A 24,892-nucleotide genomic window follows, 5' to 3' on the forward strand; every position below is an offset into this window, starting at 1 on the left:
AATATAAGTGATGAGTGACAGGAAAGTAGTAAAAATTACAGGGCATGGTGCGGCGGCGGACTCCAAACTGGATAAAGTCGAGCTGATCCTAACGGACACTTCACTTCGCTATCATGACATTACCACCCGGCTGGATCCTCGGGTGACCGCTATTAACAAGCAATCATTTAAAGTGGAAGACCGTGATCAGTCTAAGCTGCAAGTGTCTTTGGAGGGGAATTTCTTTGTCACCGAGGTTAAAGGCGATGAGTTGATGTTGAGAAAGAACATCGAACGAGACCTGAAGATTGTCTTGCAGAACCAGACCATTACCTTGAATCCCGATCTTTATTATGGAAAGCGCTTGTATCATGTGCTGGAAATGGATTTGCCTGAGCTGCGGGTTCCGGGAAACAACGAAGCGGTTTATCTAGGGAGCGCCGCCAGTCGCCCTTACGATACGACCGTGCTGCTGTTCAATGCAGAAAGGGAAGCGGATCTCGACCGCCATCCGTCGGATACGCTGGTCAATTATGAGATCACGCTGACGCGCTATGATGGACAGCCGACACTGCCGACATCGGGGTATCTGAGCTTTGCCGAGATAAAAAAAGCCAAATCCAAAGGCTTCGTTCTTCGGTCGAGTGCCCCGGCATCGGCCTTCAATTTGAGCGCCTTGCAGTTTTCCTATCGCATCACGACGCGTAGCGGCGCTCGGATCGAAGCGTTTGAGGACGATAAAAAAGATTTTTTGCAGGTCAAGGTTACGGCATCAAGCCATCAGCTTGTCGACATGCAGGCCATCAATAAAGCTCATGCCCTTGATTTTCTTTACCTTAAATTTCCGCTGGATGGCAAGGGGGTATTCAAGTACCTGAATATCCCCTTCCCGCGGTTCAGGGTCCTTTATGACTCCGCCATGGAGGTGACCTACAACAGTCTTCAAAGAATCGATCTTTCGAGTGCGCTGGAGAAAAACCAGCATGAGCTCCTGATTGATATGACCTCACTCGCTCCGGTGGCCTACCTGGACAAGAGGTCTTTTTTGCGGGCGAAAGGCCTGACCTACTTTGAGACGGCGCCCACCTCAACGCTGGTTAATATCTCGTATGAAATCCTCGATGCAAACTATCAAGTTGTAGCGAATGAGAAATACATTGGCCGTTGCCATTTCAGAGCAGTCAGCGAGGATGTGAATTCGCGCCGGCTATTCAATCTGGCGGCGCAAGGGAAAGCCTATTTCTTCGAAATAGATATCAAAGACCCTTTGAAGGAGAACGGCTCGGCCTCCTATTATCGACTTGACCTTTCCTCTCTATTGCCGTTCGTTGCCGTTGATCAGCTGTTTTTCTCCGAGGTCGATTTTTATTACAACCAGAAGGTGACATTCGAGAAACGGGTAAAAGAACTGGATCTTCCTTACGAGGACTTGGACGTCACCCCGGCGATCGCCGACGCCCACCTGGAAGGCTTCCTTGATGATCACACGTTGGCCTATACGGCCATTCCGTTTTCTTTTGAACGCATGGCACAAGATGTCTTCATGGTCCGAGGCTTTCCCGAGGCAATCGGAAAAAATGTTTCCATCCATGGCTACTCCAAGACTGGGAGAAAGCTGTTCGGCACGAAATGGTCGGAAAAAAAACGGGTGGAGGATGAGGTCGGCTGGTGGCGTGGCGTCGACATCCTGGTGTTTTGCATCTGGATGAAAAAAGACGCGCTTTCGGCAACCCCTTCGCCTTATTCCTACCGCGCCGAGAGGGAGTTTGAAGGCGGTGCCTATGACGCTCCGTATTTCCTGGCGATCGAGGGGAAATTCAATCCCTATAGCTATATCCCTTGTTTGAAAGGCAATCATGAATATGAACTGGACCCGCAGTTCTCCAATACCCTGTATGTGGGGCAGGGCCGTAGTAAGGTTCAAGGTCGCGGTTCGCCCAACACCCTGTATCTGATGTGGGACTCCCACACCACCTTCGATTTCGCGGCGGAAGAAGACTTTCGGCGAGGGCTGGCGCCTTCTCGTCTGAAACTCATCGGGGTCGAGCTGGAAAATATCGTTATCCAGGTGCCGGGGCCGGAGCACGAGCGTTGGGGGAGTATCGTTCTGGAGTGGGCCATGTTTGTCGATCCCTGGAAGGAGCTGGCGACAACCCGGGATTCGGCCGTCCTGGCCTGGCTGGAGGACAGTCACGCGGCGATCAAGGAAGGCTCACTGACCCTGGTCAACTTTCTGAAAGAGCCGATCGGTGAGTTTTTGGAAATCGAGATAAAAGGTCGCCTTTACACCTTGGAGGTGTCGCCAGGCGACGGCAAGATTCAGTGGCGTCGGCAAGTGGATCTGAGTCGCGAGGTCTTGGGTGAAAAAACCGTGGTTCGTCAGTGGAATGGCAAGACCGAGTATGTGTTGCGCAACACTATTCTGGGTAAGGTCAATACAGCGGTTTATCCCAGTGAGGAGGGGCAAGATATTCTTATCGCCCGTGGCGAGGTGGCTTATCTTCATGGCGGTAAGAATGAAACCCAGCTGATCGGCAATCTCCCCGAGAATTTTTTCTATCTCAACCAGGGCGGCACCGACAATGTGATTGCCAATGGCTACCGAAATACCATTGAGATCTCCAGCCTGTTGGGCGGCAACAAAGTTATTTTCCTGTCCACCCAAAAAGACGCGTTCAACTTCGTTTCCGCACCGGGTGTCAGTTTTACCGCGGCGCAAATCCAGGAGGATGACCTGTTCTTTTTTCTGGAACGTGAAGCCTACCTGCTGACGATTTGTTTGAAAGGACTGGTCGCCTGGGACAAGAGCAGACAAAGCCGCGTCAGCCTGGCCCTGGCAGAAGGCACATTCAGCGCCGATCAGTTAATTGAGTCCCTGAGAGGGATGGAACTGAATGACCGAGAAGAGGCGTATAGACTTCGGTCGGTTCTTCCCGAGCCGCTGTTGCAACAAGGGTTTACCCAATTGGCTGATCGCGTCGTCCAGGAGGGGTCGGTAAAGGCCTCCCTGAAAGACCAGATCGGCTCGTACGATGTGGTCGAAAAGGAATAAGGAGGGACACGGATGTCTGCGCAAATCAAACCGTTGGAGATGAACGAGGACCGCTATAAGGTGGCTTGTCCTTTTTATGGCGAAAAGAACTATACGTTCAGCTTTGAGTTCACCAGTGTCAACGCGGTCTGGCAGGAACAGGATGTCGACTCTGCCAGTCTTGTGGCTAAACCGAACATCTGGATGGGCGAAGAGAGGCAGGATCATTATAGCGATGGGCAACGCGAAGGCGCAGCGGATGAGCGTGTGTTCGCTTATCGAGAAGGCCGTGGTTTCACCCTGGTCTGTCTGAATGATCAGTTGTATCTCATGCTGAGGATATGGGAGGAGGATGAACAGGGAAATGTTTCATTGGCGAGCCGGCGGGCTAAAAGTGCGGTGAAGGTGGCGACCCGCACTGTCTCGGGGAAGGCTGAGCCGCTGATGTTTTCCCATGCGCAACCCTGCATTGTTAAGCTGGAAACCCAAGACGGTGTTTCGACAGTCAAAGTCTGGAATACGCAAAAGGCCGGGGAGGCACCTTTTATCCTGGATGGGTTTGGCGAAAGCTTTAAGGATTTTTTCTCAGGCTTTACCGAGTTCCAGTTCAATACCATCCCCTCGTCTGTCAAAAACGGTCGACACTCTTTGAAACTGGAGCGGGTGGCGGCCTGGCGAGGGAACACACAACCGGAGGGCAAACGGAATTTCAGGGATTTTCTGGATGAAAAAAAACAGGTCCTGAAGGGGTTTGGCTACCGGCAATTACCACTGGAGCGGTTGTCGGCATACTACCCATTTGAAAGGAACAGATGGGATGCACTGGGTCATGGGCTTTTTCATGCTGTCAACAATGCTGATTTTGAAATAGCGGTGACTCAAGGACTTTATTTTGATGCTTTCAAAAATAAATGTTCGCTCACCTTGCGTCCCTCTGTCGGGCAGGGGGCCTCTGTCAGTCTGGTGTTGAATGTCCTGTTGAAAGAATCGCATTTATATAAAATCACCACCGTCAGGGCGCAGATCGAGGCGTGGGCCAGGTCAGAGCCGGTTCTGTTACGACGCCAGCAGTGGTTGAGTTTCTATAAAATTGTAAAGGACATAGAAGCCTTTGACCCGGCCAGGCCTTTTGTCCTTTCCTCTGACTATAAGGATGGCACCCTTGCGGACATCATCAGCGCCAGCACACTGAGCCACAGGCTCCCGCATTTCATGAAGCAGTTGGCAGTGTCAAATTTTGAAGTCGAGAGCCGGATAAAAGACACGATTCGTCGTCTTCAGCTCAAACTGAACGAAGATAAAAAAAGGCTTTACGAGCGCCGCGACACTATTGGCATGCTTCGCCTCAAGACTTCCACGTCGACGAGTGCTGTCGTCTTCATGGTGCAAGTATTAAGGCGCATGAATGTTGATGCCGCGGGCGCCGAGTTGAGTTATGAGGAAAAAGTCGTTTTCAAAGATGCCCAAGGTCATGACCAGGGCGGTACTGACTTAAAAGATTTTCCCGGCTTCCTGCTGCTGTCCCTGAGTGACGATCGGACAGTATTCAATTTGTTTTTCGCGCGCGCCGAGAGTGACCTTTCCGGGGCCTTGGTAGCAGCCTTGAGCTATACCGTTACGCAGGTTGCCGATCAGGCAGCCGTGTACCTCGATGAGGTCATCCTTGAGCTCGGCCTGGGGGCGTTCGCGATGGAAGGGCCGATGATCGCGGTCAAAAGTCTGGGGCTCTGGAATACCGCGTTATGGCAGCGCGAGGGGCTCGTCACGGGCGGTGACAAGCCGGACCGGGACTATAATGTGAAAACATTGGTTCATCTCGGTTTTTCTGGCTCGCTTAATCCTCTGATAGCGCAATATAAAAAAACGCTGAAGGCTTAGGAGGCATCTGCCCATGTTGACGTTTGATTATAGTTTGAATCAGTACGAAATATCGGGTGCTGGGCTGAGCAAGGAAAACCTGGGTTATCTTGACGCGATTATCAAGCTCTTGAAGTCGTACGCTATTGTTGTTCCTGGGATTCATCTGGCCGGTCGGTTGATTAGAGCAACGCAGGGCGGAAGTACGTACACACTGGGTGAGATTCATACTCAAGGGCGTGAGCAAGATCGAGTGATTTACCCAGGCTTCCGAGATCAATGGAGTTTTGATTTCGCCAAAGATATTTCGTCCTTCTTGCTCTGGAAGGAAATGAGTGACGCCTTGAGGGCGAGCTATTCTGAGCTTCAGTCAGATTTATTGAAAAGAAAAGGGGCCGGTGCGCGGGCGTTGATCAGCCTGGCCTTGCTTGAAGAGTTTGTCGCGCTGGCCGACGTGCAGGGAGCGCACATTATTCAAAAAAGGCAAGAGCTGAGTTTTTTGAAAGGTCTGATTGCGCTTTATTACCTGGGGCTCGTCCAGAAAAAGGTGAGGGTGTCTCTAGGTGTTGACTTACCGGATACCGGTGCCTGGTCTGTCGCGCGGGTGAGGCGCGCTGCAAAAAAGTCACTGACCCTGCTGATTGGCGAAGACATCGCCAGTGTCAAGCTTTATAGGGCGTTGGCTACTTATGAAGAGCCCGTTTCCATGGACCTTATCGGTTTGTATTTTTCTTATAAAAGTAAAGGTGGGCTGAAACATTCCGCGGATCTGACCAGATTTTCTATTGCGCTGAAAGCCATGATCGCGGCCGATGTCAGTAGTTACAGGTGGCGGCTTGATACCGCCCTTTATCCCTTCATTGCCGATCTCGTGGATCCTCATAGTGTAGGGGCCGGCGATCCAGAAACCGTGCAGCGCTACCTCGAGAATCTGGATAAGGATTTTGTGCGCTTCAGAAAAGACAACCTGGATCGGCGCATTACCCGCGATCAAGGCTTTGGGGTGTACACGATCAGTCACTACCATAGGGTCCAATCACCGGAAGTCAATGCACTCTGGGGCAGGGCTCGGCCGAAATTCATTGACCTGTTGCCGATTGATTACATCAGTCCAGGCGCTGGCGAAATACCATTTGATGGAACCATCCATGTAGTCGCGCATGCAGATATTTTTGGCCTGAGTGGTGTCTCTAACCCTGAGAGAATTGCCAGTTGGATATACAGTAATTTTTCACGTACGTTTGGCAGGGCTCCCGCCAGGTTCAAGGAGCTGAAGTGTATTAATTTCACGGCCTGCCATTTCCCCAAGGCCATGGCGGAATATGTGGCCGTTCTATTTTTGCAACAATGCCTGGAGGACGGGCGCTTCAAGGTTGTGGGTGGCGACGGTGTTGAAAGGAACTGGGTGCCTAATATAACCGTTGTGTGCAGTCCTCATACGGCCTTGGCCTACAATTCCGGGCTGGATCTGATTCCGTTCGCCGTCGTGGATGCCGTCCATACAATCGCCCCCTTTCCTGGGGTTGTGTTGAATATCATGAGCGCCATGCGTGCTCGTGAGTTTACCGGTTTTTTATCCCGGGCCGGTGGCTTGGATTTCAATGAGGCCTATGTTCAGGAATTTTTAAAAGAGACTCGTGTATTCTCCATCGACAGCCTGGTCGGTGAGGCCTTTCAAGGTGGGATGGTCTCGGAGGAGGCATTGGATGAGGCAACAAAGCAAAGGACGGTGGATTATAAAGTTTATGAGCAAGGCCTGAGGGAGGAGAAAAAAAGGAGAAGGGTTGAGGCAAGCGCTATTCTTGAAATACCGTCACCGCCCTTTGGCCCGCTGGACAGGGAACAACACGTTGCGGCGACAGAGCGTCTGTTTTATGAGAGCGCCTCGATCAAGCCGGAAGGCGCCACCGCCTTTTTGCGGGTTAATACATTTGAAACGATGCGTTTGTTGCATGAATATTATGCGGCGGTGAAAAATCGCTATCGCGCTCTGGCGCCCAGTCGGACCAGTGATGATGCCGCCGAGCTCAACAGTCAAATATACAAGCAGGCTTTGGATGATCTGAAACGAGAAAATCGGATCAAGTTTCTTCTTGATCCGCTGGACCCGAGATACCACTATAAACGACAGTCGATCCTCAAGGGGTTCAGGGCCCATCTAGGTGTCGTGTACAGGGAGTTTCGGGACTTTCCATTTTATAGTCCGCACCAGCCGCCGGTGTTTGACGTGCAGCCGGACAATTATGCGTGGGTTTCCTATTATAACCAGCAGTTGGCGGAGATCCTGTTTGTCGCGACCAAGCAGGAGTATCGGGAGATGACCGGGATCGAGGTGGATAAAATTCACCTGTTTTCTGAAGTCAGTGTGCCAGAGGATACGTTCAGCAAAGTTCAAAAACCCAAGCATGACTGGACCGGGCTGAGGGTAATACTCGGCGCGCCCTTGTATCGCGGCCTCTTGGGCTGCGAGCAGCTTGGCGTGTCGACGTGGGAGCTGAGAGCGCTGCTCGATGGGGGCAAGGAAGCAAGGATTCTTCCCGCCCTGGGAGAGCTGGAAAACAATCTGAAAAGCAAGAGGGGCATTCTCAACGACTCGCAGTCCCTGAAGCGTCTGCAAGAGACCCAGGACAATCTGAATCGCGCCAAAACCAGCATCCAGAAGAAAACACTCTCGTCTTTGGTTTTGAAGACCTCCGCCCGTATCGCCACTGGCTCCAGCCGACTATTGGGTGCTTTTGGGGTTTTTGCGGATTTCCGAACCCAGCCTTTCCACCTTGATTTTTCATCTGCCAGGTCAGGGGTTTTCACCGTCAGTGATTCGCTGGCGGTGGTCAAAGGGGTCTTTGATTTCACCACTGATATCGGACCGTTGCTGGCCCTGCGTCTGGCCTCCAGTGCTACCCGGGCGCTCTGGCGACCGCGGTTGGACCAGCTCTTCTTCAAGATGAACAAGGTGCTGCTACCCCTGGATGTGCTGTTCACCGCAGTGAGTCTCCATCGCAATGTCGAAGGTACCCAACTGGCGAAGAGCGCCGAGGAGCAGGCGCTCTACATCACCATGACGGTCATCGACGCAGCGGCCTTTGGCGTGAACCTGGCGGCCTTTGTCCTGATTGGCGTGCCCGGGGTGAATGTCGTTCTTATTCTGGTGGGGGCTGCGCTGGCGATCGTCAATATCATCCTGAATTCGATCGTGAGCCTCTCGCAGCTGGACAACTACCGTTGGAATGAAAAGGTCGGCCTGTTCTTCGGCAATATGTTCGGCTCTGCGGCGCTGGAAGGGATCCTGACCCAGCAGCAGATGCGCGGGGTGGCGGATCTGCTCTTTGATGGGAGTGATCCCGCCACGGGTTTGCATCAGGATGGCATCGATCTGTTTCTGACACCGATGATCAATGACGCCGACGATCATGATCAGACCAACCCTCTCAAGGACATCGGTACGGTTAACCAAGACGCCGGCTTTCGTCGGGAACCCAGGGGTTATACGTTGTCGCCGTCGGGATTTGGCCCGAATGATCTGAGAACCTGGGCGGATGCCAAGGGCCGGGGGAAAGCCGGACAGGTTTACAAGGGCTGGTACCTGCGTCGTCGGGAAGCGCGCCGGGGACGAGAGCGAAAACTGCTGGTGACGATGCCTTCCACGCCGAACACGCGGTTGGAAGTGTTGGATTTTGGTCCCATCCCGACGATTCTTTTATTCGGCGCAACGCCGCACCTGCTGCTCAACGTCAATCCTTTCGGCTGGGCAGCGGGGGAGTCCCCGGAGGAACAGGCCCGTAACAAATATCAGGTCAGGTTGTACCCGGAGACCAGCTACACCCTTCAGTTCAAGAGCGGTGTGATGGCGTCAAATGACCTCGACTCCAACTTTGGCGGTCGAACCGAGCTGATCGTCCCAGGGGGAGAGTTCCAGGCACTGCCTCAAGTCAGCCTGGATCTGTCCGGCCAGGAGGACGCGCGCGCGAGCATTCCCGAGTTGGACTTGTCGCGCTCTTCCCTGGAGGTCGTCAAGTTCAAGGACAAGAGCACCTTCAAGCTGGGGTTGGTCAGCACCGATGGCCACACCCCCTGTGCGCTGGAGCAGGTAGTACGAACCGTGCAATTGCCTGCCCATATCCAGTTCAAGAGCGGAGAGCAGCACCCGGTGATGGCGGTGGTCGGGCAGGGCTCGCGGATTACCCTGAAAAACTCGAAGGGCCGATCTCTGTTGCTGTTGAGGCGGGAGGTCGTTCGTTGCGAGATCGATATCCAGGCGTCGGTCGGCGGTTTTGCGGTCTCGATTTGAGATTGGGGGTCAAACGACGCTGCGCTGCGCATGTTGCCGCAGCGCCCACTGCACATGCTCCTGAACCAGCTCCGAGGGATAGTCGCGACGCTGGTTGAGCGCCTCCAGCACCGGAATCGTCGACGGTGCATTGCCCAGCCCGACCGCCAGGTTGCGCAGCCAGCGCTCATAGCCCGCCCGGCGCAGCGGCGAGCCCTCGGTGTTTTTCAGGAAGGTCTCTTCGTCCCACAGGAACAGCTCGGCCAACCCGGCATTGTCCAGGCTGTGCCGGGGCTTGAAGTCGCCTTCATCGGACGGGCGGGCGAAGCGGTTCCATGGGCAGACCATCTGGCAATCGTCGCAGCCGAATACCCGGTTGCCGATCAATGGGCGCAGATCCTCCGGGATCGCGGTCTTCAGCTCGATGGTCAGGTACGAAATGCAGCGCCGCGCGTCCAGCACATAGGGGCCGACGAACGCCGCCGTCGGACAGATATCCATGCACGCCGTACAGCGTCCGCAATGCTCCGTGGCGTGGGGGGGATCCACCGGCAGCGGCAGGTCGACGAACAGCTCGCCGAGAAAGAAGTAGCTGCCGGCCTTGCGATTGAGCACCAGGGTGTTTTTGCCGATCCAGCCGAGCCCGGCCTGTTCGGCGATAGCTTTTTCCAACACCGGCGCACTGTCGACGAAGGCCCGGTAGCCAAACGGCCCGATGACCTGCTGGATGCGCTCGGCGAGTTGTTGCAGGCGCTTGCGGATCAGCTTGTGATAGTCGCGGCCCAGGGCGTAGCGCGAGACATAGGCCTTTTCCGGTTGGCCCAGGCGCCGGGCCATCTGTGTGTCGCCCGGCAGGTAGTCCATGCGCAACGACACCACCCGCAATGTGCCGGGTACCAGCTCTTCGGGATGCGAGCGTTTACTGCCGTGGGCGCCCATGTAATCCATGTCACCGTGATAGCCGGCGTCGAGCCAGCGTTGCAGGTGCTGTTCATGCTCGCCCAGTTCGAGACCGGCGATGCCGACTTGCTGAAAGCCCAGTTCGCGGCCCCATTCCTTGATGGATTGGGCGAGGGCGGGAAGGTCGACGCTATTTACAGGCATGAGACAGGAGAAACCTAGGCTTTGGTGCGTATAATTCTGCCAGACATCAGAGCTCGACGACGCATGCCGCAGACCAAACCACCTTTTTCCGATATTCAGTCATTGACCCTCGCCACGCTGCCGAGCCTTCCCGCACGGGAACTGGACGCCCACAAGGGGCAGTTCGGTCATGTGCTGTTGATCGGCGGCGACCGGGGTTTCGGCGGCGCGATCCTGCTGGGTGCTGAAACAGCCTTGCGCAACGGCGCGGGGTTGGTGTCCCTGGCGACCCGTGCGGAGCATGTGGCGGCGTCTCTGGCTCGGCTGCCGGAAGTGATGGCGCTGGGGATCGAGTCGGCCAATCAGTTGATGACGCTGCTGGCCCGGGCCAGCGTGCTGGTGGTCGGTCCGGGGCTCGGCCAGTCCGCTTGGAGCCGCAGCCTGTTGTCGCTGGCGGTCAATGCCGGGTTGCCGCAAGTCTGGGATGCCGACGCCTTGAACCTGCTGGCCGCGGGCGGTTTCGCGCTGCCGGCGGACAGCGTGATCACCCCGCATCCCGGAGAAGCGGCACGCTTGCTGGGGATTTCCACGGCCGCCGTGCAGGCCGATCGTCCCGCCGCCGCGCGCCGGCTGGCCCGGCAGTACCAGGCGGTCTGCGTGCTCAAGGGCGCGGGCAGCCTGGTTGCCGCGCCGGACGGGCGCCTGTCGATCTGCGAGCGCGGCCATCCGGCCATGGCCACCGCCGGGCTCGGTGATGTCCTGTCCGGTTTGCTCGGCGCCCTGCGGGCCCAGGGCCTGCCGGCCTACCAAGCCACCTGCCTGGCGGTATGGCTGCACGCCAGTGCCGGCGAGCAGTTGGGTAAAAACGGCCGTGGACTGGCGGCCAGCGATCTGATTCCGGTCATTCGACAGTTGCTGGAGGAGCAATCACCGTGTCTGAACTAACCCTTCAACTGCCCGATGAAGAGGCCATGGTTGCGTTCGGCCGGAAAATCGCCGAGGTGACCCGTGGCGTCGGGGTTGTTTTCCTTGAAGGCGATCTCGGCGCCGGCAAGACCACCCTGTCCCGCGGCATCATTCGCGGCCTCGGTCATGCCGGCGCGGTGAAAAGCCCGACGTTTACGCTGGTTGAACCGTACGAAATCGGCGATATCCGCGCCTTCCATTTCGATCTGTATCGCCTGGTCGACCCGGAGGAGCTGGAATACATGGGCATTCGCGACTATTTCGACGGCGCGGCCCTGTGTCTGGTGGAGTGGCCCCGGCGCGGCGAGGGCTTTTTGCCAAAGCCCGACCTGACCATTACCATTAGCCCGCATAATGGCGGTCGTTCGCTGTATCTGTTGTCCCAGGGCGCGCGAGGCGACTCCTGGTGTGCCGATCTGGCATTGGAAATCAAATAAATGATGGGGTTTGGTATGCGCATTCGCGCGTTGGTTGCTGTCGTGGGATTGTTGCTGGCGGCACTGGCCGTTGATGCCTTGGCGGCGACACAGGTCAAGAGTGTTCGCCTGTGGCGGGCCCCGGACAACACGCGCCTGGTATTCGACCTGTCCGGCCCGGTGCAGCACAGTGTCTTCACCCTGACCTCTCCGGATCGGCTGGTGATCGATATCAACGGTGCGACCCTCGGCGGCCCGATGAATGTGCCGACCGCCAACACCCCGATCACCAGCTTGCGGGCGGCCCAGCGCACGCCGACCGACTTGCGCGTGGTGGTCGACCTGAAAAAGGCGGTCACCCCGAAAAGTTTCGTCCTGGCGCCGAATGCGCAGTATGGCAACCGCCTGGTGGTCGACCTGTTCGACAACCCCGCCGATGCCGCGCCGCCGCCGGCGCCGACGCCCGCCGTATCCACCGTGCCGGCGGTGCCGGTAACGCCGACCGAGCCGGCGATCAAGCTGCCGCCAGCGCCGGCGGGCAAGCGTGACATCATTGTGGTGATCGATGCCGGCCACGGTGGCGAAGACCCGGGCGCTTCCGGCTCCCGTGGCCAGCATGAGAAAGACGTGGTACTGGCCATTGCCCGTGAGTTGCAACGTCAGGTCAGTGGCCAGAAAGGCTATCGCGCCGAGCTGACCCGTACCGGCGACTACTTTATCCCTCTGCGCGGTCGCACCGAGATCGCCCGCAAGAAAGGCGCCGACCTGTTCGTCTCGATTCACGCCGACGCCGCGCCTTCCTCCGCGGCTTTCGGGGCCTCGGTGTTCGCTCTGTCCGATCGCGGCGCTACCTCCGAGACCGCCCGCTGGCTGGCGGACAGTGAAAACCGTTCCGACCTGATCGGCGGCGCCGGCAACGTCAGTCTCGACGACAAGGACAAGATGCTCGCCGGTGTCTTGCTCGACCTGTCCATGACCGCCTCGCTGACCTCCAGCCTCAACGTCGGCCAGAAGGTCCTGAGCAACATCGGCCGGGTCACGCCGCTGCACAAGCAGCGGGTGGAGCAGGCTGGGTTCATGGTGTTGAAATCGCCGGATATTCCGTCAATTCTGGTGGAGACCGGTTTTATCTCCAACTCCAACGAGGCGTCCAAGCTGGCCTCCGCGAATCACCAGCAGGCCCTGGCGCGCTCCATCAGCGCCGGTATCCGCCAGTTCTTCCAGCAGAACCCGCCGCCAGGCACCTATGTCGCCTGGCTGCGTGACTCCGGCAAGATCGCCGAGGGCCCGCGTGACCATCGCGTGGCGCCGGGCGAGACCCTGGCCATGCTCGCCGTGCGCTACCAGGTCTCGGCGGCGACCTTGCGTAGCGTCAATCATCTGAGCAGCGACGAACTGAAGGTCGGGCAGACCCTGACCATTCCCGGCACTGAACTGGCGGCCAAACAATGAGCGAAGCCCTGAACAGCAGCGCTCGGATCGAACTGCTCAGCCCACGTCTGGCGAACCAGATTGCCGCTGGTGAAGTGGTCGAGCGCCCGGCCTCGGTGATCAAGGAACTGCTGGAAAACAGCCTGGACTCCGGCGCCAGGCGTATCGATGTGGATGTCGAACAGGCTGGCGTCAAGCTGCTGCGGGTGCGCGACGACGGCAGCGGCATCTCCGCCGACGACCTGCCGTTGGCGCTGGCCCGCCATGCCACCAGCAAGATTCGCGACCTGGAAGACCTGGAACGGGTGATGAGCCTCGGTTTCCGTGGCGAGGCTCTGGCCTCCATCAGCTCCGTCGCCCGGCTGACCCTGACTTCCCGCACCCGCGACGCCGACCAGGCCTGGCAGGTGGAGACCGAAGGCCGCGACATGGATGCCCGGGTGCAGCCGGCGGCCCATCCGGTGGGCACCTCGGTGGAAGTGCGCGACCTGTTTTTCAATACCCCGGCGCGGCGCAAGTTCCTCAAGGCCGAGAAGACCGAATTCGATCACCTGCAGGAAGTGATCAAGCGCCTGGCCCTGGCCCGCTTCGATGTGGCCTTTCATCTGCGGCATAACGGCAAGAGCATTCTCAGCCTGCACGAGGCCCATGACGATGCGGCCCGTGCCCGGCGGGTGGCGGCGGTGTGCGGTGCGGGTTTTCTCGAGCAGGCGCTGCCCATCGAAGTGGAGCGCAATGGCCTGCACCTGTGGGGCTGGGTTGGCCTGCCGACCTTCTCCCGTAGCCAGGCGGACTTGCAGTATTTCTATGTGAACGGCCGCGCGGTGCGCGACAAGCTGGTGGCCCATGCGGTGCGCCAGGCCTATCGCGACGTGCTGTTCAACGGCCGGCACCCGACCTTCGTGCTGTTTTTCGAGGTCGATCCGGCGGTGGTGGACGTCAACGTGCACCCGACCAAGCACGAAGTGCGTTTCCGTGATGGGCGCATGGTCCACGACTTCCTCTACGGCACCCTGCACCGTGCCCTGGGTGACGTGCGCCCGGAAGATCACCTGGCCGCGCCCGCTGCGGTGACCGGCATGGTCCGGCCGACAGGGATCGAGGCCGGTGAATTCGGTCCCCAGGGCGAAATGCGCCTGGCGACCAATCTGCTGGAGCAGCCCCCGTCGCAGCCTGCGTCGACGTTTGCGCCGACGGCTGGATCGGGTTCCGGTGCCGGTTACCAATATCAGTACCGCCCGCAATCCATCCAGATGCCGCCCGCCGCCGAGGCCCAGGGTGTCTATCGCGAGTTTTTCGCGCCGTTGCCGGATGCGCCGGCGTCGCCGACCCTGCCCGACGGCCAGGGCGATGTGCCGCCGCTGGGTTATGCGCTGGCGCAGCTCAAGGGCATCTATATCCTCAGCGAAAACGCCCAGGGCTTGGTGTTGGTGGATATGCACGCGGCCCATGAGCGGATCATGTACGAACGCCTGAAGATCGCCATGGCCAGCGAAGGCCTGAGCGGCCAGCCGTTGCTGGTACCCGAATCCCTGGCGGTCAGCCAGCGCGAAGCCGATTGCGCCGAGGAGCATGTCAGCTGGTTCCAGCGCCTGGGCTTCGAGTTGCAGCGCCTGGGCCCGGAAACCCTGGCGATCCGGCAGATCCCGGCGTTGCTCAAGCAGGCCGAGGCCAATCGCCTGGTCCAGGACGTACTGGCGGACCTGATGGAATACGGCACCAGCGACCGGATCCAGGCGCACTTGAACGAATTGCTCGGGACCATGGCCTGCCACGGCGCGATTCGCGCCAATCGGCGTCTGGCCCTGGCGGAAATGAACGGTCTGCTGCGGGATATGGAAAACACCGAGCGCAGCGGCCAGTGCAACCACGGTCGGCCGACCTGGACTCAGCTCGGGCTGGACGATCTGGACAAACTGTTCTTGCGCGGTCGCTGATGACGGCATCCAAGGCGTTACCGCCGGCCATCTTCCTGATGGGGCCCACGGCGGCGGGCAAGACCGACCTGGCCATCGAGCTGACCAAGGTGCTGCCGTGCGAGTTGATCAGCGTCGATTCGGCCCTGGTCTATCGGGATATGGACATCGGCACGGCCAAGCCCTCGAAAGCGTTGCTGGCGGAGTTTCCGCACCGGCTGATCGATATTCTCGACCCGGCACAGAGCTATTCGGCGGCCGAATTTCGCCGTGATGCCCTGGCGGCGATGGCCGAGATCACCGCACGCGGCAAGATTCCGCTGCTGGTGGGCGGCACGATGCTTTATTACAAGGCATTGCTGGAAGGCCTGGCGGAGATGCCGGCGGCTGATCCGCAGATCCGTGCCGAAATCGAAGAAGAGGCCGCACGCCTGGGCTGGCAGGCCCTGCACGACCAGTTGGCGGTGATCGACCCGGTATCGGCGGCGCGCATCCATCCCAATGACCCCCAGCGCCTGAGTCGGGCGTTGGAAGTCTATCGGGTCAGCGGATCGAGCATGACGGTCCACCGCCAGCGACAATCTGCGCAAAGTACTGACGCAGCCGCTTCGGGACGGCCTCAATTGCCCTATACTGTTGCCAACCTGGCCATCGCCCCGGCGGATCGCCAGGTCCTGCACGACCGAATTGCACAAAGATTCACACAAATGCTGGAACAGGGGTTTGTAGACGAGGTCGTAGCTCTGCGTAAGAGAAGTGACCTTCATGTCGGGTTGCCATCTATACGTGCTGTAGGCTACAGACAAGTCTGGGAGCACCTGGAGGGTAAGCTGACGTCAGCCGAAATGCAGGAGCGCGGCATCATTGCCACGCGTCAGTTGGCAAAACGCCAGTTCACCTGGTTGCGCAGTTGGACGGATCTGCACTGGCTGGACAGCCTGGATTGCGACAATCTGCCACGCGCCTTGAAATACCTTGGGACGATCTCCATATTGGGCTGAGTCCTTGCAATTGCCGTCTATCCTTGGGGGAAAGGCGGTACAAGCCATCCATTTACCTATTTTTTATTATTGATCCTTAAAGGAGTGCGGCACATGTCAAAAGGGCATTCGCTACAAGACCCTTACTTGAATACCTTGCGTAAAGAGAAGGTTGGGGTTTCCATCTATCTGGTCAACGGTATCAAACTGCAAGGCACGATCGAATCCTTCGACCAGTTCGTGATCCTGTTGAAGAACACCGTCAGCCAGATGGTCTACAAGCACGCGATCTCGACAGTGGTGCCGGTTCGTCCAATTCGTCTGCCTAGCGCAACCGAAACCGAACAGGGTGACGCTGAGCCGGGTAACGCCTGATAGGAGTCTCCTTTGTTCTTTGAGCGCCACGGTGGTGGTGAACGGACCATTCTCGTTCACTTGGAAGGTCAGGACCCTGAGGCGCGCGAAGATCCGCAGGAGTTTCAGGAGTTGGCAGTATCGGCAGGTGCCGAGACCGTCGCGTTTTTCAACGTGCCGCGTCATCGGCCAACGGCCAAATATCTGATTGGCACTGGCAAGGTCGAGGAGCTTCGCGACCTGGTCAAGGCCGAGCAGGTCGATATCGTGATTTTCAATCACATCCTCACGCCCAGCCAGGAACGTAACCTCGAACGCGTCTTCGAGTGTCGCGTGCTGGATCGCACGGGCCTGATTCTCGATATTTTCGCCCAGCGCGCCCGCACCCATGAAGGCAAGCTCCAGGTCGAACTGGCCCAGCTTGAGCACATGAGTACGCGCTTGGTCCGCGGCTGGACTCACCTTGAGCGACAGAAAGGCGGTATCGGCCTGCGCGGTCCGGGTGAAACCCAGCTGGAAACCGACCGGCGACTGTTGCGGGTGCGCCTGCGGCAGATCAAGGGGCGCCTGGAAAAGGTCCGCAGCCAGCGCGAGCAGTCTCGCCGCGGGCGCAAGCGCGCCGATATCCCGACGGTGTCGCTGGTGGGCTATACCAACGCCGGCAAGTCGACGTTGTTCAACGCGCTCACCGAGTCCGACGTGTATGCGGCGGACCAGCTGTTCGCTACCCTCGACCCGACTTTGCGTCGTCTCGATCTCGACGACCTCGGGCCGATCGTGCTGGCCGACACCGTGGGCTTTATCCGCCACCTGCCGCACAAGCTGGTCGAGGCTTTCCGGGCTACGCTCGAAGAGTCGAGCAACTCCGACCTGCTGCTGCACGTGATCGACGCCGCGGAACCGGACCGGATGCTGCAGATCGAGCAGGTCATGGTGGTGCTCGGCGAGATCGGAGCCCAGGACTTGCCGATCCTCGAGGTCTACAACAAGCTCGATCTGCTCGAGGGCGTAGAGCCGCAGATCCAGCGCGGCGAAGACGGCAAGCCGCAGCGGGTCTGGCTCAGCGCCCGGGACGGGCAGGGCTTGGAACTGCTCGAACAGGCGATTGCCGAGTTGCTGGGCAACGATTTGTTCGTCGGCACCTTGCGCTTGCCGCAGCGTTTTGCTCGACTGCGTGCACAGTTCTTCGAGATGGGCGCGGTGCAGAAGGAAGAACACGACGAAGAAGGCAGTTGCCTGCTGTCCGTCCGTTTGCCCAGGGCCGAGCTCAATCGAGTGGTCTCGCGCGAAGGGATGAAGGCGCCGGAATTCATCGAACAACACACTTTGCAATAAAAGCCTGGGAAAGCGGTTGTGCCGCATTGACAGGCATTCTGTAGCATTGGTCGGCGCGCCGCGGGCGCGTCTTTGCTTTATCAGATGGAGAGCGCTATGGCTTGGAATGAGCCGGGTGGCAACTCGAACAATCAGGATCCTTGGGGTGGCAAGCGCCGTAACAACGGCGACCGCAAGGGGCCACCGGATCTCGACGAAGCCTTCCGCAAGCTGCAGGAGAGCCTGAACGGGTTGTTCGGTGGCGGTAAGAAACGCGGTGACGATGGCGGTTCGGGCGGTGGCAAGGGCGGCGGTTTCGGCCTGCTCGGCATTGGCCTTGTCGTGCTTGCGGCCATATGGCTGTACAGCGCGGTCTATGTCGTCGACGAACAGGAACAGGCTGTCGTGCTGCGCTTCGGCAAGTACTACGAAACCGTAGGGCCGGGCCTGAACATCTATTTCCCGCCGATCGACAAGAAGTTCATGGAGAACGTCACGCGTGAGCGGGCGTACACCAAGCAGGGCCAGATGCTGACCGAAGACGAGAACATCGTCGAAGTGCCGCTGACCGTGCAGTACAAGATCAGCAACCTGCAGGACTTCGTGCTGAACGTCGACCAGCCGGAAATCAGTCTGCAACAGGCCACTGACAGTGCCCTGCGCCACGTGGTGGGTTCCACCGCGATGGACCAGGTGCTGACCGAAGGGCGCGTGCAGATGGCCAGCGAGATCAAGGAGCGCCTGCAACGCTTCCTCGATACCTATCGCACCGGTATCACCGTGACCCAGGTGAACATCCAGAGTGCCGCCGCGCCTCGCGAAGTCCAGGAAGCCTTTGACGACGTTATCCGCGCTCGCGAGGACGAACAGCGTTCGCGCAACCAGGCCGAAGGCTATGCCAATGGCGTGGTGCCGGAGGCCCGTGGCCAGGCCCAGCGCATCCTCGAGGATGCCAATGGCTATCGCGACGAAGTGGTCTCCCGTGCCAAGGGTGAGGCCGACCGCTTCACCAAGTTGGTGGCCGAGTACCGCAAGGCGCCGGAAGTCACCCGTGAGCGTCTGTACCTGGACACCATGCAGGAAGTCTTCAGCAATACCAGCAAGGTCCTCGTGACCGGCAACAAGAACGGCCAGAGCAACCTGCTTTACCTGCCGCTGGACAAGATGATCCAGAGCGGTTCCGGCGGCAGTACGCCGGCCAAGGTGGCGGGGTCGATGGCCAGTGGCAACACTGATGTCACGCCGCACATCACCGAGCCGCAACCCACACGCACCCGGGAGAGCCGCTGATGAGCAATAAATCACTGATCGCCCTGGTCCTCGGGGTCATCGTGGCGGTGGCTGCCTGGAACTGCTTCTACATTGTGTTGCAGACCGAGCGGGCCGTCCTGCTGCAGTTTGGCCGTGTGGTCGAGGCCGATGTCCAGCCAGGCCTGCATGTGAAGCTTCCTTACGTCAACCAGGTGCGCAAGTTCGACGCCCGCCTGATGACCCTGGATGCCCCGACACAGCGCTTCCTGACCCTGGAAAAGAAAGCCGTGATGGTCGATGCCTACGCCAAATGGCGGGTCAAGGACGCCGAGCGTTTCTATACCGCGACTTCCGGTCTGAAACAGATCGCCGACGAGCGTTTGTCCCGGCGCCTGGAGGCGGGCCTGCGTGACGAGTTCGGCAAGCGCACCCTGCATGAAGTGGTCTCCGGTGAGCGTGATGCGCTGATGGCGGACATCACCGCCTCGCTGAATGGCATGGCCGCCAAGGAGCTGGGGATCGAGGTGGTCGATGTCCGGGTCAAGGCCATCGACCTGCCGAAGGAAGTCAACCGCAGCGTCTTCGAGCGCATGAGTACCGAGCGTGAGCGCGAGGCTCGCGAGCACCGTGCCAAGGGTAACGAGCTGGCCGAAGGCATCCGTGCCGACGCTGATCGCCAGCGCCGTGTGTTGTTGGCTGAAGCTTATCGCCAGTCGGAAGAGGCCCGTGGCGATGGTGACGCTCAGGCCGCCGCGATCTATTCCAAGGCCTACAGCCAGGATCAGGAGTTCTACGCGTTCTACCGTAGCCTGCGTGCCTACCGTGAGAGCTTTGCGAACAAGAGCGACGTGCTGGTACTGGACCCGAGCAGCGACTTTTTCCGCTACCTGGAAAAAGCCAAGCCCTGATCCAGAATGCATCGTGTCCCCCTCCGCCCGGCAGCTAAAACGCCGGGCGGGGTGATCCTTTCGGAAAACGGGTGTATGATGCGGCAGCCGGGAAATTCCCGGCTTTTTTGCGTCTGTATGTTTGGTTGGCAGACGGCGGGTTGATCGACCCGACAGGTTTTTCGAGGAAAGTGGTAGGCGAAGCCGGTTTCAGGCTGTTCGTCGCGTCGTTCTTGCGCGCGTGTTAACCATTTTCTGCTTCACTCAAGGCTCGCCTGTGGGCTTGCTGCCCGGATCATAGGGGAAAGGCGTAATGGCAACGGTAGATCGCTGGCTCCTGCCAGATGGCATCGAAGAAGTACTGCCGCCTGAAGCGGCGCGCATCGAAGTGGCGCGGCGCCAGGTGTTGGACCTGTTCCAGAGCTGGGGCTATGAGTTCGTTGTCACCCCGCATATAGAGTATCTGGAATCCTTGTTGACCGGCGCCGGTCAGGACCTGGACCTGCGCACTTTCAAGGTGATTGACCCGCTGTCGGGCCGGCAGATGGGGTTCCGCGCCGACATCACGCCGCAGGTGGCGCGTATCGACGCCCACACCCTGCGTCGCGAAGGTCCGAGCCGTCTGTGCTACGCAGGTAGCGTGCTGCATGCGCAGCCGCGGGCCTTGTCGTCCTCGCGCAGCCCGATCCAGTTGGGTGCCGAGTTGTACGGCGATGCCAGCCCGAGCAGCGACGTCGAGGTTATCAGCCTGATGCTGGCAATGCTGCAACTGGCCGATGTGCCGGATGTGCACATGGACCTTGGTCACGTCGGTATCTACCGTGGCCTGGCTCGCGCCGCCGGCTTGTCCGGTGAAGTCGAGCAGCAGTTGTTCGATGCCCTGCAGCGCAAGGCAATCGATGAAGTAATCCAGCTGACCGAAGGTTTGCCGGCCGATCTGGCGGCCATGCTGCGGGCGTTGGTGGATCTGTGTGGCGGTCGTGAAGTGCTGGCAGCGGCGCGTGAGCGCCTGGCCGGTGCGCCGCCACAGGTCGCGGCGGCGCTGGATGACCTGCTGGCGATTGCCGAGCGGTTGTCCGCGCGCTTCCCGCAGTTGCCGCTGTATTTCGACCTGGGCGAGCTGCGCGGTTACCACTACCACACCGGCGTGGTGTTCGCGGTGTTCGTGCCGGGTGTCGGCCAGGCCATCGCCCAGGGCGGTCGCTACGACGATATCGGCGCGGACTTCGGGCGTGCGCGTCCGGCGACGGGCTTTTCCACCGATTTGAAAACCCTGGTGACCCTGGGGCGTGCCGAAATCGAGCTACCGTCTGGCGGTATCTGGATGCCTGACAGCACGGATGCGGCACTCTGGCAGTTGGTTTGCCAGTTGCGCGGCGAGGGTCAGCGTGTGGTCCAGGGCTTGCCCGGACAACCATTGGCCGCCGCCCGCGAAGCAGGCTGCGACCGGCAATTGATTCAGCAGAACGGGCTTTGGCAAGTATTGCCGCTGGCTTCTTGAGTTTTCCCGCCGGCGGCTGCCGGCACCAAGTTTGCGCGAATGAGGACAAGTGTTATGGGTAAGAATGTCGTAGTCCTGGGCACCCAGTGGGGTGATGAGGGCAAAGGCAAGATCGTTGATCTGCTGACCGAACATGCAGCCGCCGTGGTGCGCTATCAAGGTGGCCACAATGCTGGCCACACTCTGGTGATCGACGGTGAAAAAACCGTCCTGCACCTGATCCCGTCGGGCGTCTTGCGCGAAGGCGTGCAGTGCCTGATCGGCAATGGCGTGGTGGTTGCCCCGGACGCCCTGCTGCGGGAAATCATCAAGCTGGAAGAGAAAGGTGTGCCGGTGCGTGAGCGCCTGCGTATCAGCCCGTCCTGCCCGCTGATCCTGTCCTATCACGTGGCCCTGGACCAGGCGCGCGAGAAAGCCCGTGGCGAGCTGAAGATCGGTACCACCGGTCGTGGCATTGGCCCGGCGTACGAAGACAAGGTTGCGCGTCGCGGCCTGCGGATTGGTGACCTGTTCCACCGCGAGCGTTTTGCCGCGAAACTGGGCGAGTTGCTCGACTACCACAACTTTGTGCTGGTCAATTACTACAAAGAGCCGGCCATCGACTTCCAGAAGACTCTCGATGAGTGCATGGAGTACGCCGAGCTGCTCAAGCCGATGATGCTCGATGTCACCGCCGAACTGCACGAACTGCGTCGCGCCGGCAAGGACATCATGTTCGAAGGCGCCCAGGGTTCGCTGCTGGACATCGACCACGGCACCTACCCATACGTCACCAGCTCCAACACCACGGCTGGCGGTATCGCCACCGGTTCGGGTTTCGGTCCGATGTACCTGGATTACATCCTGGGTATCACCAAGGCCTACACCACCCGTGTGGGTTCGGGTCCGTTCCCGACCGAGCTGTTCGATGACGTCGGTGCCTTCCTGGCCAAGCGTGGTCACGAATTCGGTGCCACCACCGGCCGCGCCCGTCGTTGCGGCTGGTTCGATGCCGTGATCCTGCGTCGCGCCATCGACGTCAACAGCATCTCGGGTCTGTGCCTGACCAAGCTGGACGTGCTCGACGGTCTTGAAATCATCAATATCTGTGTGGGCTACAAGAACGAAAATGGTGCGGTCATCGACGCGCCAACCGACGCCGACAGCTACATCGGCCTGGAGCCGGTGTACGAGCAGATGCCGGGCTGGGCTGAGTCGACCCTGGGTGCCAAGACCCTGGAAGAGCTGCCTGCGGCGGCGCGTGCCTATATCAAACGCATCGAAGAGTTGGTCGGCGCGCCGATCGACATTATTTCGACAGGTCCGGATCGCAACGAAACCATCGTTCTGCGCCACCCGTTCGCCTGATAAGCCGTTGATGTAGATCACAAAGGACCTCTTTTGGGGTCCTTTGTCGTTTCTGCCTGTTGTTCGGCACGGGCCTTGCTGGGATTATCCTCTAAAAAGGGTGCTATCAAATTAATGGCGCCAAAGTCGAGGAATCTCCCGTGTCGGCCGTTCTCTCACTGTTACAAAGCCGTCTATTGCGGCCTGTGTTCGTTACCCTGGGTATCGCTCTTTTGGTGCAGGTGCTGGTGGCGGTCGCTCTGACCCGAAGCACGGTCACTGCACTGGAGGCTGATCTGGGCACTCGCCTGGGCATCGACAGCCAGAAGTTGTCCGGCGAGTTGGAGCAGGCGGGCAAGGAGGTGACATCAAGTCTCGATGCCCTCTCGGTCAATACGCGCCAGCGTCTGAACAGCGGCCTATCCTCGCGATTGAAGGATGAGCAGGCCCAGTTGCGTGCGGCGTTGGAGAAGGATCTGCGGGATTCGGCCAACGATATGGCGCAGTTGCTCGCCTCCGTGGCCCCTCGGGCCATGTGGGATAGCGACATACCGACCCTTTCCGAATTCGCCCGCCGTGCCCAGCGCAATCCGAACGTGCTGTTCGTGGTTTACGACGATGCGACCGGCGAACACCTGACCCGCTACCTGAACCGGGGAAACCCGATCAACCAGGCCCTGTTGGCAAAGGGTGAGGGCGAACGGGCGTTGGACAAGGTGCTCAACGCGGCGAAGAGCGATCCTTCGGTCTACTACCTCGAAGCGTCGATCAGCCCCAATGGCGTAGAGATCGGCAAGGTTCGCATGGGGGTTTCCACGGCCTCGGTCGAGGCCGACCTGAAGGCCTTGGACTTGCGTTTCGCGGCCTTGATCGCCAGCAGCGACAAGCTGGTGGGTGACAGTCTGCAAGGGGCGTCGGCGGACAGTTCCAAGGCCATGCAGGCCCGCTTGCAATCGGCTCAGGCCACGGCTTCGCAAATGCAGGCCAACACCACCGCAACCGTGCAGGATGCGGCGCAGACCTTGCGTTGGCGGATCGGCATGGGCCTGGCCCTGGTCGGTCTCGGCGTGCTGCTGTTGCTGGCGGTGGTGCTGGGGCGGCGGGTGGTCAACAAGCTGCATCTGCTGATTGCGGCCTTGAATGACCTGGCGGCCGGGGAGGGTGACCTGACCAAGCGCGTCCAGCTCAACAGCAATGACGAGATCGGTGACATGGCCTCGGCGGTGAATCGCTTTGTCGACAAGTTGCAGCCGATCGTGCGCGAAGCGGGGGATGTGGCGCAGCGTACCGGGGTGGAAATCGGCCAGATGACCTTGCGCAATGCCGGTGCCGATGCGGCCGCGAATTTGCAGCGTGACGAAGTGGCGCAGAGCTTGCGCGAGCTGTCGAAAATGGCGGATGACGCGCAGACCGAAAGCCATGCGATGCAGGCGGCGTTGAAGCAGGTGGTGGATATTCGCCAGGCGACCGATGAAAACACCCGGACCTCGACCCAGGTTGGCAATCTGATCGAGGCGTTGGCCGGGCAGGTGGATACCGGTGCCAAGGTGATCGAGCGGCTGGCGCAGCAGAGTGAGCAGATTGAGGTGGTGCTGACGGTGATCCACGGGATTGCCGAGCAGACCAACCTGCTGGCCCTGAACGCGGCCATCGAGGCGGCGCGGGCGGGTGAAACCGGTCGCGGGTTTGCCGTGGTGGCGGATGAGGTGCGGGCATTGGCGAGCAAGACACAAAGCTCCACTGGCGATATCCAGGCGCATATCGGTGCCTTGCAGCAGGGCGCGCGGGAGGCCGTGGCCGCCATCGGTCAGGCGGGGCGCCAGGCCAGTGAAGGATTGGCGGTATTGCGCAGCAGTGTGAAGTTGCAGCAAAGCGTGCAGTCTTCGGTGGAGCAGGTGCATACGGCGATTGGCCTGGCGACCCAGGCGGCGGCCCATCAGGCCGAGGGCGCGCATGCGGTGCGTGGGCGGGTCGAAGTGATCCATGCCCAGGCCGAGCGCGCGGCGCAGGCGGTGGTGGAGACCACGGCCAGCGGCAAGGTGCTGGACAGCCTGGCGGGGCAGCTCAAGGCGAGCCTGGGGCAGTTCCGGGCCTGACCGGGGTGTCAGTGCCGGCCTCTTCGCGGTGGTGCGGCGATCCGACAAGCTCCGCTCCCACAGTGTTTGCGCCCGATCACTGAGGGTGGGACGACACAAATCCTGTGGGAGCGGAGCTTGCCCGCGAAGAGGGTCTCAAGGTCGACAAAGTACGGACCTGCGGCTGAGCAGCTACCTGTGGCGAGCGGGCTTGCCCGCGCTCGACTGCGAAGCCGTCGTAAAACCTGTATCCCGGCT

The 24,892-nt window shown here is 59.5% G+C and carries 16 protein-coding genes; 15 read left to right on the forward strand and 1 reads right to left on the reverse strand.

Annotated elements, in window-relative coordinates:
* Positions 1-10 precede the first annotated feature (10 nt).
* The 3 genes from M5B99_RS08085 to M5B99_RS08095 are packed head-to-tail and all read left to right on the forward strand — an operon-like array spanning position 11 to position 9,155.
* Positions 11-3,031, forward strand: coding sequence for a hypothetical protein (locus M5B99_RS08085; protein ID WP_248803545.1), 3,021 nt, complete (start codon positions 11-13; stop codon positions 3,029-3,031).
* A gap of 12 nt (positions 3,032-3,043) precedes the next feature.
* On the forward strand, positions 3,044-4,888 hold the full coding sequence (locus M5B99_RS08090) for a hypothetical protein (protein WP_248803546.1): 1,845 nt from the start codon (positions 3,044-3,046) through the stop codon (positions 4,886-4,888).
* A gap of 13 nt (positions 4,889-4,901) precedes the next feature.
* Positions 4,902-9,155 carry a hypothetical protein gene (locus tag M5B99_RS08095; RefSeq protein ID WP_248803547.1) on the forward strand — a complete coding sequence of 1,418 codons (4,254 nt, stop codon included), beginning with the start codon at positions 4,902-4,904 and terminating at the stop codon, positions 9,153-9,155.
* Positions 9,156-9,164: 9 nt separating this feature from the next.
* On the opposite strand, the gene queG is transcribed toward M5B99_RS08095, so the two are convergent.
* A complete protein-coding gene (gene queG / locus M5B99_RS08100; protein WP_248803548.1) occupies positions 9,165-10,238 on the reverse strand; it encodes a tRNA epoxyqueuosine(34) reductase QueG in 1,074 nt (357 codons plus the stop codon).
* Between the two features lie 63 nt (positions 10,239-10,301).
* Here queG and M5B99_RS08105 point away from each other — a divergent pair, with 63 nt between their 5' ends.
* From M5B99_RS08105 to M5B99_RS08160, 12 genes are all read left to right on the forward strand, one after another.
* Positions 10,302-11,162 carry an NAD(P)H-hydrate dehydratase gene (locus M5B99_RS08105; protein WP_248803549.1) on the forward strand — a complete coding sequence of 287 codons (861 nt, stop codon included), beginning with the start codon at positions 10,302-10,304 and terminating at the stop codon, positions 11,160-11,162.
* Positions 11,150-11,620, forward strand: a complete 471-nt coding sequence (tsaE, locus tag M5B99_RS08110; RefSeq protein ID WP_248803550.1) for a tRNA (adenosine(37)-N6)-threonylcarbamoyltransferase complex ATPase subunit type 1 TsaE — start codon at positions 11,150-11,152, stop codon at positions 11,618-11,620. The genes M5B99_RS08105 and tsaE overlap by 13 nt, the downstream gene beginning before the upstream one ends.
* A gap of 3 nt (positions 11,621-11,623) precedes the next feature.
* The gene (locus M5B99_RS08115) at positions 11,624-13,051 is read left to right on the forward strand and encodes an N-acetylmuramoyl-L-alanine amidase (RefSeq protein WP_248803625.1); all 1,428 of its coding nucleotides are present in this window, start codon (positions 11,624-11,626) and stop codon (positions 13,049-13,051) included.
* A complete protein-coding gene (mutL, locus tag M5B99_RS08120; RefSeq protein ID WP_412548706.1) occupies positions 13,048-14,967 on the forward strand; it encodes a DNA mismatch repair endonuclease MutL in 1,920 nt (639 codons plus the stop codon). The genes M5B99_RS08115 and mutL overlap by 4 nt, the downstream gene beginning before the upstream one ends.
* Positions 14,967-15,947 carry a tRNA (adenosine(37)-N6)-dimethylallyltransferase MiaA gene (miaA, locus tag M5B99_RS08125; RefSeq protein ID WP_248803551.1) on the forward strand — a complete coding sequence of 327 codons (981 nt, stop codon included), beginning with the start codon at positions 14,967-14,969 and terminating at the stop codon, positions 15,945-15,947. Before mutL ends, miaA begins: the two co-directional genes overlap by 1 nt.
* A gap of 93 nt (positions 15,948-16,040) precedes the next feature.
* Positions 16,041-16,301, forward strand: a complete 261-nt coding sequence (gene hfq, locus M5B99_RS08130) for an RNA chaperone Hfq (protein ID WP_040063849.1) — start codon at positions 16,041-16,043, stop codon at positions 16,299-16,301.
* A 12-nt stretch (positions 16,302-16,313) separates the two neighbouring features.
* Positions 16,314-17,615 carry a ribosome rescue GTPase HflX gene (gene hflX / locus M5B99_RS08135; protein ID WP_248803552.1) on the forward strand — a complete coding sequence of 434 codons (1,302 nt, stop codon included), beginning with the start codon at positions 16,314-16,316 and terminating at the stop codon, positions 17,613-17,615.
* A 96-nt stretch (positions 17,616-17,711) separates the two neighbouring features.
* Entirely contained in the window at positions 17,712-18,884 is a 1,173-nt protein-coding gene (gene hflK, locus M5B99_RS08140; RefSeq protein WP_248803553.1) for an FtsH protease activity modulator HflK, read from the forward strand.
* Positions 18,884-19,753 (forward strand): protease modulator HflC, encoded by an 870-nt coding sequence (gene hflC, locus M5B99_RS08145; protein WP_248803554.1) that lies wholly within the window; start codon positions 18,884-18,886, stop codon positions 19,751-19,753. Before hflK ends, hflC begins: the two co-directional genes overlap by 1 nt.
* Before the next feature lie 292 nt (positions 19,754-20,045).
* Entirely contained in the window at positions 20,046-21,233 is a 1,188-nt protein-coding gene (locus M5B99_RS08150; protein WP_248803555.1) for an ATP phosphoribosyltransferase regulatory subunit, read from the forward strand.
* 54 nt (positions 21,234-21,287) lie between these two features.
* Positions 21,288-22,580 (forward strand): adenylosuccinate synthase, encoded by a 1,293-nt coding sequence (locus M5B99_RS08155; RefSeq protein ID WP_248803556.1) that lies wholly within the window; start codon positions 21,288-21,290, stop codon positions 22,578-22,580.
* Between the two features lie 140 nt (positions 22,581-22,720).
* Positions 22,721-24,655 carry a methyl-accepting chemotaxis protein gene (locus M5B99_RS08160; protein ID WP_248803557.1) on the forward strand — a complete coding sequence of 645 codons (1,935 nt, stop codon included), beginning with the start codon at positions 22,721-22,723 and terminating at the stop codon, positions 24,653-24,655.
* Positions 24,656-24,892 lie beyond the last annotated feature (237 nt).

The sequence above is a fragment of the Pseudomonas sp. MWU13-2100 genome (genome assembly GCF_023242365.1).
In the GTDB taxonomy this organism is placed as follows: domain Bacteria; phylum Pseudomonadota; class Gammaproteobacteria; order Pseudomonadales; family Pseudomonadaceae; genus Aquipseudomonas.

Coding starts and splice junctions, on each gene's coding strand:
- M5B99_RS08085 (WP_248803545.1), top strand. CDS start 11: ATGAGTGACAGGAAAGTAGTAAAAATTACAGGGCATGGTGCGGCGGCG.
- M5B99_RS08090 (WP_248803546.1), top strand. CDS start 3,044: ATGTCTGCGCAAATCAAACCGTTGGAGATGAACGAGGACCGCTATAAG.
- M5B99_RS08095 (WP_248803547.1), top strand. CDS start 4,902: ATGTTGACGTTTGATTATAGTTTGAATCAGTACGAAATATCGGGTGCT.
- queG (WP_248803548.1), bottom strand. CDS start 10,238: ATGCCTGTAAATAGCGTCGACCTTCCCGCCCTCGCCCAATCCATCAAG.
- M5B99_RS08105 (WP_248803549.1), top strand. CDS start 10,302: ATGCCGCAGACCAAACCACCTTTTTCCGATATTCAGTCATTGACCCTC.
- M5B99_RS08115 (WP_248803625.1), top strand. CDS start 11,624: ATGGGGTTTGGTATGCGCATTCGCGCGTTGGTTGCTGTCGTGGGATTG.
- mutL (WP_412548706.1), top strand. CDS start 13,048: ATGAGCGAAGCCCTGAACAGCAGCGCTCGGATCGAACTGCTCAGCCCA.
- miaA (WP_248803551.1), top strand. CDS start 14,967: ATGACGGCATCCAAGGCGTTACCGCCGGCCATCTTCCTGATGGGGCCC.
- hfq (WP_040063849.1), top strand. CDS start 16,041: ATGTCAAAAGGGCATTCGCTACAAGACCCTTACTTGAATACCTTGCGT.
- hflK (WP_248803553.1), top strand. CDS start 17,712: ATGGCTTGGAATGAGCCGGGTGGCAACTCGAACAATCAGGATCCTTGG.
- hflC (WP_248803554.1), top strand. CDS start 18,884: ATGAGCAATAAATCACTGATCGCCCTGGTCCTCGGGGTCATCGTGGCG.
- M5B99_RS08150 (WP_248803555.1), top strand. CDS start 20,046: ATGGCAACGGTAGATCGCTGGCTCCTGCCAGATGGCATCGAAGAAGTA.
- M5B99_RS08155 (WP_248803556.1), top strand. CDS start 21,288: ATGGGTAAGAATGTCGTAGTCCTGGGCACCCAGTGGGGTGATGAGGGC.